9 protein-coding genes and 1 pseudogene are annotated in these 12,701 nt (G+C 32.2%); 4 read left to right on the plus strand and 6 right to left on the minus strand.

The window, feature by feature from the left end:
- Together L6Q46_RS08260 and L6Q46_RS08265 are read left to right on the plus strand one after the other, a co-directional pair.
- A partial coding sequence (locus L6Q46_RS08260; RefSeq protein WP_291283907.1) for a DASH family cryptochrome occupies nt 1-1,132 on the plus strand: 1,132 nt, incomplete at its 5' end.
- Nucleotides 1,133-2,665 (plus strand): cryptochrome/photolyase family protein, encoded by a 1,533-nt coding sequence (locus tag L6Q46_RS08265; RefSeq protein WP_291283908.1) that lies wholly within the window; start codon nt 1,133-1,135, stop codon nt 2,663-2,665.
- 23 nt (nt 2,666-2,688) lie between these two features.
- Here the strand turns inward: L6Q46_RS08265 and L6Q46_RS08270 are convergent, their stop codons facing one another.
- The 5 genes from L6Q46_RS08270 to L6Q46_RS08290 all read right to left on the minus strand — a co-directional run bounded on the left by L6Q46_RS08270 (nt 2,689) and on the right by L6Q46_RS08290 (nt 8,590).
- Nucleotides 2,689-3,264, minus strand: a complete 576-nt coding sequence (locus L6Q46_RS08270; RefSeq protein ID WP_026725890.1) for an NUMOD4 domain-containing protein — start codon at nt 3,262-3,264, stop codon at nt 2,689-2,691.
- A gap of 70 nt (nt 3,265-3,334) precedes the next feature.
- Nucleotides 3,335-4,411, minus strand: coding sequence for an agmatinase family protein (locus tag L6Q46_RS08275; RefSeq protein WP_291283909.1), 1,077 nt, complete (start codon nt 4,409-4,411; stop codon nt 3,335-3,337).
- A gap of 77 nt (nt 4,412-4,488) precedes the next feature.
- Entirely contained in the window at nt 4,489-5,769 is a 1,281-nt protein-coding gene (kynU, locus tag L6Q46_RS08280; RefSeq protein WP_291283910.1) for a kynureninase, read from the minus strand.
- Nucleotides 5,770-5,876: 107 nt separating this feature from the next.
- The gene (gene queA, locus L6Q46_RS08285) at nt 5,877-6,926 is read right to left on the minus strand and encodes a tRNA preQ1(34) S-adenosylmethionine ribosyltransferase-isomerase QueA (protein WP_111567311.1); all 1,050 of its coding nucleotides are present in this window, start codon (nt 6,924-6,926) and stop codon (nt 5,877-5,879) included.
- 176 nt (nt 6,927-7,102) lie between these two features.
- Complete coding sequence (locus tag L6Q46_RS08290) at nt 7,103-8,590, minus strand: LamG-like jellyroll fold domain-containing protein (protein ID WP_291283911.1); 1,488 nt, start codon at nt 8,588-8,590, stop codon at nt 7,103-7,105.
- A gap of 193 nt (nt 8,591-8,783) precedes the next feature.
- Here L6Q46_RS08290 and L6Q46_RS08295 point away from each other — a divergent pair, with 193 nt between their 5' ends.
- Together L6Q46_RS08295 and L6Q46_RS08300 are read left to right on the plus strand one after the other, a co-directional pair.
- Nucleotides 8,784-11,642: a histidine kinase gene (locus L6Q46_RS08295; protein WP_291283912.1), complete on the plus strand. Its 2,859-nt coding sequence runs from the start codon at nt 8,784-8,786 to the stop codon at nt 11,640-11,642.
- A gap of 1 nt (nt 11,643) precedes the next feature.
- Nucleotides 11,644-12,390, plus strand: a complete 747-nt coding sequence (locus L6Q46_RS08300; RefSeq protein ID WP_291283913.1) for a LytTR family DNA-binding domain-containing protein — start codon at nt 11,644-11,646, stop codon at nt 12,388-12,390.
- On the opposite strand, the pseudogene L6Q46_RS08305 reads toward L6Q46_RS08300, so the two are convergent.
- Nucleotides 12,387-12,701: pseudogene (locus L6Q46_RS08305) on the minus strand (3-phosphoshikimate 1-carboxyvinyltransferase); the annotation flags it as partial. The gene L6Q46_RS08300 and the pseudogene L6Q46_RS08305 overlap by 4 nt on opposite strands.

Here is a 12,701-nt window from a genome sequence, read left to right on the forward strand (position 1 = left end):
TTTAGAAACTTTAGTAGAATTACAACAAAATTTAGCAGAAAAGAATATCTCCTTATTAGTTTATTACGGTTATCCCGAACAATTAATTCCAGAAGTAGCTGCAAAATATCAAATTGACACGATTTATAGTCAAAACGAATGGACGCAAGAAGAAGTGGATGTAGAAAATGAAGTACGAAATCTAATTCCAGCGGTGAATTGGAAAACGTATTACGACCAATTCTTATTTCATCCTGATGATGTTCCTTATGAAGATTGGGAGAAAATTCCAGAAGTTTTTACCGAGTTTAGAAAGCAATTGGAAAAGAAAATTCGAGTGCGACCAACCGTTGCCATATCCGCAAAACCGATTTCTAATCTAATTGAAGAAAAAACTACAATTCCTACGTTAGAAGATTTAGGATTTGACTCCGAAGCTTCGGAGTTCAAGCAACCGAATAAAACGGCTTTTCCTTTTAAAGGTGGCGAAAATCATGCTAAAAAAAGAATCAAAGACTACTTTTGGGACACCAAAAAACTAGCGGTTTACAAAAAAACACGTAATGGTTTGATTGGAAAAGATTATAGTTCAAAACTTTCTGCATGGTTGGCAAATGGTAGTATTTCGGCACGAATGATTTACTGGGAAGTGCAACAATTTGAGAAAAAAGTTGTCAAAAACGAAGATACCTATTGGTTGATTTTCGAGTTAATTTGGCGCGATTATTTCAAATACATTTCACTTAAACACGGAAACAAAATTTTCCAATTGAACGGTATTTTGCAAAAAGAATACCATTGGAACCAAAATACTAAAGCTTTCAATCAATGGACGAACGGCAGCACACCTGAACATTTCGTGAATGCCAACATGATTGAATTACAAAAAACAGGTTGGATGAGCAATCGCGGCCGTCAAAATGTGGCGAGTTATTGGGCAAAAGAATGGGAACAAGATTGGCGCATTGGCGCTGCCTATTTCGAAAGTATGTTGATTGATTACAATGTACACAGCAATTATGGCAATTGGATGTACAATGCTGGCGTAGGCAACGATCCAAGAGATAGAAAATTCAACATCAAACGCCAAGCGGAAATGTACGATGGCGATGGAAAATTTCAGAAAATGTGGTTAATTCCTGAATTATTTTAGATGAAAACACTTCGATTACTTTTGGGCGACCAACTCAATTCAAAACATTCTTGGTTTAATGAAGTAAATCCAGATGTGACTTATATAATGGCTGAAATGCGTCAGGAAACGGATTATGTGAAACATCACATTCAAAAAGTAGCCGCGTTTTTTCTTTCGATGCGAAATTTATCGGACGAATTGACAAAACAAGGTCATCAAGTTGTTTATTATAAAATTTCGGATGCCAATAATCCACAGAATTTGGAACAATTGATTTTGGATTTGGTTGAAAAGAATAAAATCGAGCAATTTGAATACCAACTTCCAGATGAATATCGTTTAGATGAACAATTGAAATCTATCTGCGAAAAACTTTCCATTCCTACAAAAGCTGTAGATTCGGAACATTTTTATACTTCTAGAAGTGAATTGACTGATTTTTTCAAAGGAAAAAAACAACTTTTGATGGAAAGTTTCTATCGCATGATGCGAAAAAAACATGATGTTTTAATGGTTGGAGACCAGCCGTTAGATGGAAAATGGAATTTTGACCACAACAACCGCAATCAATATAAAAACGAAGTTCCGATTCCGTTTCCTTTGGAATTTCATAAAAATGTGAAGGAACTTGTTGCCGAAATTGAAAGTCAAAACATCACGACTTTTGGAAATATTGATGTGGAAAATTTCAATTGGCCGACTTCCAGAGACGAAAGCTTACAATTGATTAGCTATTTCTGTGAACATTTGTTGGAACATTTTGGAACGTATCAAGATTCATTGTTTTCGGAACATAAATTTCTGTTTCATTCTCGTTTGTCTTCTGCAATGAATTCCAAAATGATTAGCCCGAAAGAAGTGGTTGATGCCGTGATTTCGTATTATTACCAAAATCAAGAAACGATTGAATTGGCGCAAGTAGAGGGTTTTGTGAGACAAATTATTGGCTGGCGCGAATATGTTAGAGGAATTTATTGGAAAGAAATGCCAAATTATTCCCAAATGAACACCTTAGAAAACTACAATCCACTACCTGAATTCTTTTGGACCGGAAAAACAAAGATGAAATGCATACAACATTCCATTTCCCAAAGTTTATCGGAAGCGTATGCGCATCACATTCAGAGATTGATGGTCATTGGTAATTTTTCTTTGTTAGCACAATTGCATCCTGACGAAGTGGACGCTTGGTATTTAGGGGTTTATATCGATGCGATTGAATGGGTTGAAATGCCAAACACACGTGGTATGAGTCAATATGCGGATGGAGGGATTGTGGCGACCAAACCTTATGTTTCTTCAGGAAGTTACATTAATAAAATGAGTAATTATTGTGGCAGTTGTCATTACAACGTAAAGGAGAAATTGGGCGAAAAAGCCTGTCCGTTTAACAGTTTGTATTGGCATTTTTTAGATGAGAAAAAACACCATTTTGCCAATAATCAAAGAATGAGTATGATGTTAGCACTACTAAGAAAAATGAAACCAGAAGAATTAGCCGCTACGAAAGAAAAAGCGATTACGTTTTTAGAGAATATGGAAAGCTTATAAAAAAACCGAAGCATTGCTTCGGTTTATACTTGTATATGTCCCCAATTTTGACCCCATTTAATGCGGTAAATTTGCATTTCGGAAACATTAAATTCTTTTGCGGTTTTTCTAACGCTGAACTTTTCACCTTGTCGTTTCATTTTTAATTTAATTCGAATGACTTGTGTAGAAGTTAGCTTTTTACCATCTCTCTTAATATTATTTTCTTGAAACTTCTTAAAAGCTTCTTTTACAGCTGGACTTTTATGACCGTGAGCGCGCATCTCATTGTAAGTTGCCCATTTTAAATTGTACAACTGATTATTCATTTTATCATAATCAAGATGTAAAACATATTCTTGGTCTTCACTTACTCTTGGAATAAAAAGCTCCGCTACCATTTTATGAATGGCATGAGAGTAGTAGCTTTTTTTTCCGTTAACGGATCTAACATAACGTAAAAATAGAAAACCTTCAGTTGGAGCACCTTTTAGAATTTTCCCGTTTTCAATTTTATCGGTAAAACTTTTAAGTCTACCATAATTAGAAACAGCATATCTAACCTTACCAGGAACTTCTATTGGATATTCTCTCCATTGTTCAATTACAAAATGACTCATATTTTTGTCTTTAAATAAATTAAGGGGCGAATTATTTAAGACTTTCGTCTGATTTAATGCAAGATATAAATTATTTGTTAAACTTGATTTTATTTCCAACATTCATTTTCTGAGATTTTGCAAAAGCACCACACATGTGAAATAACATTCTTGCTCCTACATTTCCATCCCAATCGTCATCGCCTGGCGCTACTTCTACTAAATCAAATCCAATGATTTCTTTATTAGTTTCAGCTAAACGACTGAACAAATAAGCGGCTTGTTCAAATGAAAATCCGCCTGGAACTGGAGTTCCTGTGTTTGGACAATACCAAGGATACATTCCGTCTATATCGAAAGAAATACATACTTTTTCTGGTAACGAAGCGATAATTTGATCGCATTGTTGTTGCCAAGTTTTACCTTCGAATGCTTCTTGTTTTAAATCGCTATCGGTATGAACTAAAACCCTGTCTTTTAAAGCGACTTCTACTTCTTGCTCACAAAAATCGCGAATTCCTACTTGTACAATTTTTGAAACTTGAGGAATTTGTAACGTATTGTACATGATAGAAGCGTGCGAATAGGTAAATCCTTCATAAGCAATACGTAAATCCATATGCGCATCTAAATGTAAGATTCCGAAGTTGTCATATTTAGTTGCTAAAGCTTGGTAATATCCTAGCGGTGTTGAGTGATCTCCACCTAAAAGCACTACTTTTTTACCTTTGTTCATCCAATTTAGCGTTTGCTCGCGAACGGCTTCCACCATATCAGAACATGCATAATTGATTTCTTCTAAATCTTTCATTAATGAAGGATGATGGTCTAAAATCATTCCGCTTTCTAAAGCTTTAATGATTGGAGCCGCTTGCTTCTTGAACTTTTTAGATTTCTTTTTTAACTCTTTAGCGGGCTTGTCTATATAAATTCCTAATTTCCATAATTCTGGAAATTCTTGATGATTCAAATCTACTTGAAAAGAAGCGTCTAAAACCGCATCTGGACCTTTAGAAGCTCCAGAACCATAACTCACCGTAACTTCCCAAGGCACTGGAATTACAATAATTTCACTTTGCTCTGCCGAAAAAGGCAAACCAAAAATAGTAGCATCTGCCAACCCAGGTTGGGATGGATCAAAGTTTTCTAAAATTTGTTCTTTAGTCATGATTTCATGTAATTCAGTTATACCGTACAAAGATAGTTTATTTAACAAAAAAGCCGAACAAGATGTCCGGCTTTTAATTATTTATTTGAAATTAATTCTTTCAATATTTGACCAAATTCATACATATCTTCGAATGAACAATAGAATGGTGCTGGAGCTAAACGAATCACGTTTGGCTCTCTCCAATCAGTGATTACACCATTTTTCATTAATCGTTCAAACAATTCTCTTCCTTGTCCGTGAAGGTAAACTGATAATTGACAACCTCGTTCTTCTTGATTTGATGGAGTTAAGATTTCAAAATCAGCTCCTTCTAATTCTTTGTCGATTTCGTGAAGAATAAATTCTAAATAAGAAGTTATTAAATTTCGCTTTGTGATTAGTTTATCCATCCCAACTTCAGCAAACATTTCTACCGAAGCTAAATAAGGTGCTAAAGACAGAATAGGTAGATTACTAATTTGCCAACCATCTGCTCCATGAACAGGATCGAAATCAGGTTCCATTTTAAAACGACGTTCTTTGTTGTGCCCGTACCAACCCGCAAAACGTTTTAATTCTTTATCGTTATGATGCTTTTCATGAACAAAAAATCCCGAAGCATTTCCAGGTCCAGAATTCATATATTTATAACTACACCAAGCAGCGAAGTCAACATTCCAATCGTGTAAATTTAATTTGATATTTCCTGCGGCGTGTGCTAAATCCCACCCCACATAAGCTCCGTGTTTTTGCCCGGCTGCCGTGATGGTTTTCATATCAAACACTTGACCCGTATAATAATTTACTCCTCCAATTAAAACTAGAGCTAATTCATTTCCAACCTCATCAATTTTGGCTAAAACATCTTCTAAACGAATATTTGCTTCTCCTTCTCTTCTTTTGATTTCAACAATTGCATCTTTTGGGTCAAAACCATGAAATTTTACTTGACTTTGAAACATGTATTGGTCGCTTGGAAACGCTTTTTCCTCACAAATAATTTTGTATTTCTGTGGTGTTGGATTATAAAAAGACACCATTAACAAATGAAGATTCACAGTTAAAGTATTCATAACTCCAACTTCCGTAGGTTTTGCTCCAACAATTTCACTTAAAGGAGATGCAAAACGTTCTTGATAATCCCACCAAGGTTTATCGGAATAAAAATGACCTTCAACTGCTAAATTTGCCCAATCGTTCATTACCTCATCAACATAGGTTTTTGTTCTTTTTGGTTGAAGTCCGAGAGAATTTCCAGTAAAATAAATTACTTGTTTTCCGTTTACGTGTGGAAAATGAAATTCATCTCTGTATTTTCTCAATTCGTCTTGAGCATCTAAACTTTGTGCGAATTCGCGTGTGTTTTGAAAAGTCATTAGGTAGTTTTGTTTGAAGGGTAAAATTAGGTAAAAGTTTCAAAGCAGCAAAAAGCGAAACCTGTTAAAATAAAAAATCTCAACCTTTCGATTGAGATTTTTAAAAATTATATAATTAACATCGCATCTCCATAAGAGTAGAAACGATATTTCTCTTTGATAGCTTCTTCGTAAGCTTTCTTCATTAAATCGTGACCGCAAAAAGCAGAAATCATCATTAATAAAGTTGATTTTGGTGTATGGAAATTAGTAATCATACAATCTGCGATACTAAAATCGTATGGAGGATAAATAAATTTATTTGTCCAACCTGTGTAAGGATTTAACGTTCTTTGAGAAGAAACAGAACTTTCCATTGCTCTCATAGATGTTGTTCCTACACAACAAATCTTTTTCTTTTTAGCTTTTGCATTATTAACAATATCGCAAGCTTCTTGCGTAATTATCATTTCTTCAGAATCCATTTTGTGTTTTGATAAATCTTCTACCTCAACTGGATTAAAAGTTCCTAAACCAACGTGTAATGTTACTTCGGCAAAATCAACTCCTTTGATTTCTAAACGCTTTAATAGATGTTTAGAAAAGTGTAGACCAGCAGTTGGAGCTGCTACAGCACCTTCTTCTTTTGCATAAATGGTTTGGTAACGCTCAGCATCTTCTGGAGTTACTTCACGATTGATGTATTTAGGTATTGGAGTTTCACCAAGTTCTACTAATTTTTCTCTGAATTCTTCGTAAGAACCATCGTATAAGAAACGTAATGTTCTTCCACGAGAAGTGGTATTATCAATTACTTCAGCTACTAACGAATCGTCATCACCAAAATACAATTTATTTCCAATACGAATTTTACGTGCTGGATCTACTAAAACATCCCACAAACGTTGTTCTGCATTTAATTCTCTTAATAAGAAAACTTCGATACGAGCTCCCGTTTTTTCTTTGTTTCCGTATAAACGTGCTGGAAAAACTTTTGTATTATTTAACACCATTACATCGCCATCATCAAAATAATCAATAACGTCTTTGAATAATTTGTGCTCAATAGTATTTGTTTTTCTGTTAACAACCATTAAGCGAGATTCATCGCGATTTTCAGCTGGAAATTCAGCTAATAATTCTTCTGGTAAATTGAAATTGAAATGAGATAATTTCATTAAAAAATGTTTAAGTGTTTAAAAATTAAAGTGTTTAAGCGTTCTATTCATAAAACACTAAAATTCAGTTGGCAAATATACGATTATGAAATAGGCGTTGTCAAGTAAAATGAGGTTTATTTTACAAAACCCTTGTTTTACTTGACAACGCCTAAATTTTAAAACCAAAAAACTAACTATTTAATTGCGATTTTTTTAGTTGCGATATTGTTATCGATGTCTTGAATTCTTACTAAATACATTCCAGAAGCTAAATCTGAAACATTGATTTGGTTTTGATTAGATGAAAGTACTCTTTGCCCTTGAATATTGTAAATTTCTATGGATTGAATATCGTTTTCGATTTCAATATTTAGAATATCACGAACTGGGTTTGGATATAAAGACACCTCTAAATTGTTTTGAGAAAAGTATGATGATGACAGGGTGTTATAATTGTATAAGTTTGAAATCTGAGTTGCGGTTAACTCGTAATCATATATTTTTAAATCATCAAATTCCATAGGTACAGTTGCATTACCTAATTTAAAAGAAGAAAAAGCAGTGTTTAAGTTAATAGTAGTAATCCCTACTTGAACACCATCTCTGTAAACCCTCAATACAGAACCTTCATTATAACAAACTGCAACATGATGCCAAGTATTTACCGCAACACTGCCTCCGGTATCATAATCATTTGCATATCCTTGAAAAACAGCCCCACCGTTAGGATTTAAATATATTCCAAAAGTTTGTGAATTTACGTTTGCACCATAAGAAAAAACACCTGGATAACCGCTATTAGATGTAGTTTTATACCAAAAACTAATGGTTCTTCTTTTCGTTCCAGTTGGAAGTAAACTACTCCAAACATTAGCATATGTTTGTGTTCCGCTAACACGCATAGCACTATTTGAATTTCCATTACGATCGTTAACAAAAGAAATACCTACATTATTGAATGGACTCGATCCAATTGTATTTAACGTAGTATTATTAAACGTATAGCTAACCGTTGGGTCTCCTCCTAATAAAACTGTTTCAGCTTCTGTAATAGCCCTATCGTAAATTTTTAAATCATCAATAAACCCATCAAATGTTTGTTCTCCTCCAACTCCTATACCTAATTTAAAAATATCTGAATTATTAATTGTATTCCATGTTTTGGGTCCTGAACCAAGTAATTGACCATTTCTGTATATTTTTGCAGTTGTACCATCATAAGTAAAAACAAAATGATGCCAAGAACCAATAACATTTTTAACATCTCCACCTCCTAAAGTAATATCTAGATTATTCGAATATGAGATAAAATTAAGATATGTTCTTGTTACACTTCCACCACATGCGTTTGAGGACGTACCTGTTCCGTATGAAAATACTTGACCATAGTTTACATCTGGTTCAGAATTCATTTTACACCAAAAAGCAATTGATCTTGGAGAGTTACCATAAGGTAATCCAGGAATTATTGCTTGTGTAGGTAAAGCTGTTTGAATTCGAATTGCTGAATTAGCATTGCCTATCCTATCAAAACCAAATAATGTAGTATTAAAAGTAACATTCCCAGCTTCATTTGTATAGGAATTGTCAAATTTAAAATGCTGTATAAGTCCCGAAGTAACTTGCGCATTCAACAAACTACAAAATAGTAGTACTAAAAAAGAGAATAATTTTGTTTTCATAAATATCGATTTAGAATTTTGATGTAAAATTATTTTTATCAAGTCTTTAATTTTTAACGAGTTTACCAAATCCTATTTTCAGTTAACGAAAAAAGAACAGAAACAGATTTCGTTAATTAAAAAGCAGGTTTCACAAACTGAGGTATTCTAAACACTTTAATAATTGTTTATATTTGTTAACAAATCCGTTTATTTGAAACTGCTTCAAATCATATTACTTTATCTTTTTACTCAAATACTATTTGGGCAAAACCCTTATTACTATACTTTAGATAGAACAAACGGCTTGCCATCTAATAGTGTTTACGACATTTTTCAAGACAGTAAAGGTTTTATGTGGTTTGCAACTGGAAAAGGGCTTTGTCGTTATGATGGAAGTGTTTTCAAAACTTTTACTTCAGACATTCAAACTTCAAAATCGGGTTCTTGTATAAACGAAGATAGCTTTGGAAGAATTTGGTACAATAACTTTGATGGCTACTTATATTATGTAGAAAATGGCGAGTTAAAAAACTTACCTCAAAAAGAATCTGTTGGCTATATTAAATACAGCATCATTAAAGACAAATTGTATTTAATGCAACCTAAAGGGGTAATGGTTTATGATTTAAAAAAATTACGACCTATTTATTTCTATCCTATTGCAGACAAAAACATTCGTTCTACATTTACAGCTGGTTCAAAATTTCACCTTATTGGAGAATATATCTACGAAATTGATTATCCAAAAAAAATAAAAAAAACACCACTTACTGATGATTTTAAAAAAACATTAGAAGTTCCTATCGTTCAAGTAATAAAAGACGAATTATTCATTGTTTCAAAATACTCTAATTATTATTACCTCTTTAAAAACAATGAATTAATTAAGAAAAATTTCAGTAGTTCATTTGATTTTATTCAAAACTTAGCCTACATAGATGACACTCCTTGGTTATGTACTCCAAACGGAATTATAAAATATGAAAATGAAAAAGCCACTACTTACTTCTCTGAATATAATGTATCATACATTTTTAAAGATAAACAACAAAACTATTGGATTTCTACGGTAAATAATGGATTGCTTTTTATTCAAGATTTTAAAAACAATTTCATTCCGTTAGATCCAAAGCCTACTATTTTTTCACCCTATAATAATCAACTTTTAATAGGAACAGAAAACGATTTGATATATGGTCTTCAATTAGATAATTTATCAGTAAAAACAGTTTATAAAAACAAAAGCAACCATCCAATAAACCAAATTATTGGCAACGAAAAAAACCAAAACATCTACTTTACCTCATCAAAATTTAAAATCTTAGACCAAAAAAACACAATTACAAAAGAATGGTCAACAGCAGTAAAAGATATAAAAAAAGTTGACGAAACTTACTATTCTGTAGCTGCTAGTGGAATTTGTGGTTTATTTAGAGTTGGAAACAACAAAAGTAAATGGGATGCTATTTTTAAAAAATATTATAATACTCCAAACGGATTTAACGAAAGTTCTGTACTAAGATTAAACGGCAAATCAACAGCATTTAATTCTGAAAATAATTGCATTTACTATGCTACCAACATGGGATTGAAATTTGTTAATTTAAATGATGTTAACGAATTAAAATTTCAAAACAAATCACTTTACATTACTAATTTACAATCCTACAAAAATGTAGTTTATGCATTATCTACTAGCGAAGAATTATACAAAATTGATGCAAATAACATTGTAACCAAGGTTTCTATTTTTGAAGAACATTTAAAAGAGCGTTTTACCAAGTTTAAAATTCAAGAGAATTCTATTTTTCTTTTTACTAATAACGGTATAATTGAATACAATTTAATCAACAACAAGTACCGAAAAATTCTACCTTTAACAAGTGATTTAGAAGTTACAGATGTTGCAGTAATTAAAAATGAAATTTATTTTGCTACTTCAAAAGGAATTATCGTTAAGAATAAATTCAAGAATAAGGAATTTGCAAAACCAGAACTTATTATCAACGAAATAAAAGTTAATAATATTCTTCAAAACGAAAACAACTTAAGTAATTTAGAATACAATCAAAACAACATTACCGTTAATTTTTCTGTGCTTTCTTTTAATCCAAATGAAAAAAATAGCGTCTTGTACAAAATAAATGATGGCAATTGGAACCGATTAGACATTAACAACAGAAATCTAATTTTATCATCTGTTTCGCCAGGAGATTACAAATTATACCTAAAAATTGATGCTAATTACGAAACTGCAGTTGAGCAAATCAACTTCAAAATTAACAAACCATTTTGGCTGAACACTTTTTTCTTAATTTACTTGGGATTAATTATCATTGCGCTGGCTTATACTTTCTACAAATATCAAATTCAAAAAATTGAGAAGAAAAACCAACTTTTATTAGACAAAGTCAATTTAGAAAAGAATTTAAACCAATCGAAACTAAAAGCAATTAAATCGCAAATGAATCCACATTTCTTTTACAATGCTTTGAATACTATTCAATCCTTTATTTTGACTAACGATAAAAAACAAGCTGTTTCTTATTTGTCTAAATTTTCCACACTTACCAGAACTATTTTAGAAATGAGTGAAAAGGAAAACATAACGCTTTCAGAAGAAATTAAAACTTTAGGCTTGTACTTAGATATTGAAAAAGCGCGCTTTGATGAAGATTTTAGTTATGAAATTAACATTGGTTATGGCATTGATATTGAAAACATCAAAATTCCATCGATGCTTTTGCAACCTTATGTAGAAAATGCAGTAAAACATGGTTTATTACATAAAAAAGGAGAAAAAAAACTAACCATCGATTTTGAACGCATTTTTGATTCTTTAAAAATCATAATCGATGACAACGGAATTGGTAGACAAAAAAGTGCCGAGTTAAAAGCCATCAAAAATAAAGATCATTTATCATTTGCAACTGAAGCTATGCAAAATCGTATTGAATTACTCAATCAATACAAACAGCAAAATATTGCCATTAATTTTGAAGATAAATTAAATAAAAACGGTCAGTCATCAGGAACAAAAGTTATTATTGAAATTCCAATTACATACTAAAATGAAAGCCATTATTATAGACGACGAAAAAAGAGCACGAATTTCACTCACCTACATTCTACAAGAATATTGTCCAGAAGTTACTGTTATTGCTGAATGCGAAAACTTACCAGAAGGCATAAAAGCAATCAGAAAACACCAACCCGATATCGTTTTATTAGACATCGAAATGCCAGGACATAGTGGTTTAGAATTATTAGACTTTTTTGATGAAAACGAAGTTAATTTTTCAATCATTTTCACAACAGCTTATAATGAATATGCTTTGAAAGCATTTAAATTTTCTGCTGTTGATTATTTATTAAAACCTATAATTCCAGAAGAATTAGCTGAAGCCATTCAACGCGTTGCCAAACAAAAACAACGTTTTGAAAATTTTAGAGCTTTTAAAGAAAACTTACAACAAGAAACCTTAACCAAAATTGCGGTTCCATCTGGAAATACTTTATTGTTTTTAGATACGAATAAAATAATGTACATTAAAGGAGAAGGCGCTTATTCAGAGGTGTTTTGTAACGATAGCAGTAAACAATTAGTAAGTAGAAACTTAAAGAATTTTGAAGATATTTTATGTTCAGATTCCCGATTTTTACGCATTCATAAATCGTATATTGTAAACTTCAACTTTGTAACAGCTTTCAATAAATCAGATGGTGGAAGTCTTGAATTGGAAAACAAAATCCAAATTCCGGTTTCTCCTGATAAATCGCAAACTATTTTAGATCAAATTCAGATTATAAAACGTTAGTTGACTTCTGAACCAATTATTCCAACAAGTGCTAAATCGTTCCAAAAATCAGGATACGACTTAGAAACCACCTCAGCATTATTAATAATTACAGGAACTTTTAATGCTAATGGTGCAAAAGCCATAGCCATTCTATGATCTTGATAGGTAGCCACCCCGCCCTTCGGGCACCCCTCCAAAGGATGGGAATTCCCACTTTTAAATAAATCGTTAGGTTTCAAATGCAAAGAATCATTAGTTACTGAAATTTCAGCTCCTAATTTTGTTAGTTCTGTTTTTAAAGCTTCTAATCTATCTGTTTCTTTGATTTT

It is taken from the genome of Flavobacterium sp. (genome assembly GCF_023151265.1).
Lineage (GTDB): Bacteria > Bacteroidota > Bacteroidia > Flavobacteriales > Flavobacteriaceae > Flavobacterium.

What these genes read in the sequence shown, in the direction of transcription:
- L6Q46_RS08265 (WP_291283908.1), top strand. Translation starts at nt 1,133, where the DNA reads ATGAAAACACTTCGATTACTTTTGGGCGACCAACTCAATTCAAAACAT.
- L6Q46_RS08270 (WP_026725890.1), bottom strand. Translation starts at nt 3,264, where the DNA reads ATGAGTCATTTTGTAATTGAACAATGGAGAGAATATCCAATAGAAGTT.
- L6Q46_RS08275 (WP_291283909.1), bottom strand. Translation starts at nt 4,411, where the DNA reads ATGACTAAAGAACAAATTTTAGAAAACTTTGATCCATCCCAACCTGGG.
- kynU (WP_291283910.1), bottom strand. Translation starts at nt 5,769, where the DNA reads ATGACTTTTCAAAACACACGCGAATTCGCACAAAGTTTAGATGCTCAA.
- queA (WP_111567311.1), bottom strand. Translation starts at nt 6,926, where the DNA reads ATGAAATTATCTCATTTCAATTTCAATTTACCAGAAGAATTATTAGCT.
- L6Q46_RS08290 (WP_291283911.1), bottom strand. Translation starts at nt 8,590, where the DNA reads ATGAAAACAAAATTATTCTCTTTTTTAGTACTACTATTTTGTAGTTTG.
- L6Q46_RS08300 (WP_291283913.1), top strand. Translation starts at nt 11,644, where the DNA reads ATGAAAGCCATTATTATAGACGACGAAAAAAGAGCACGAATTTCACTC.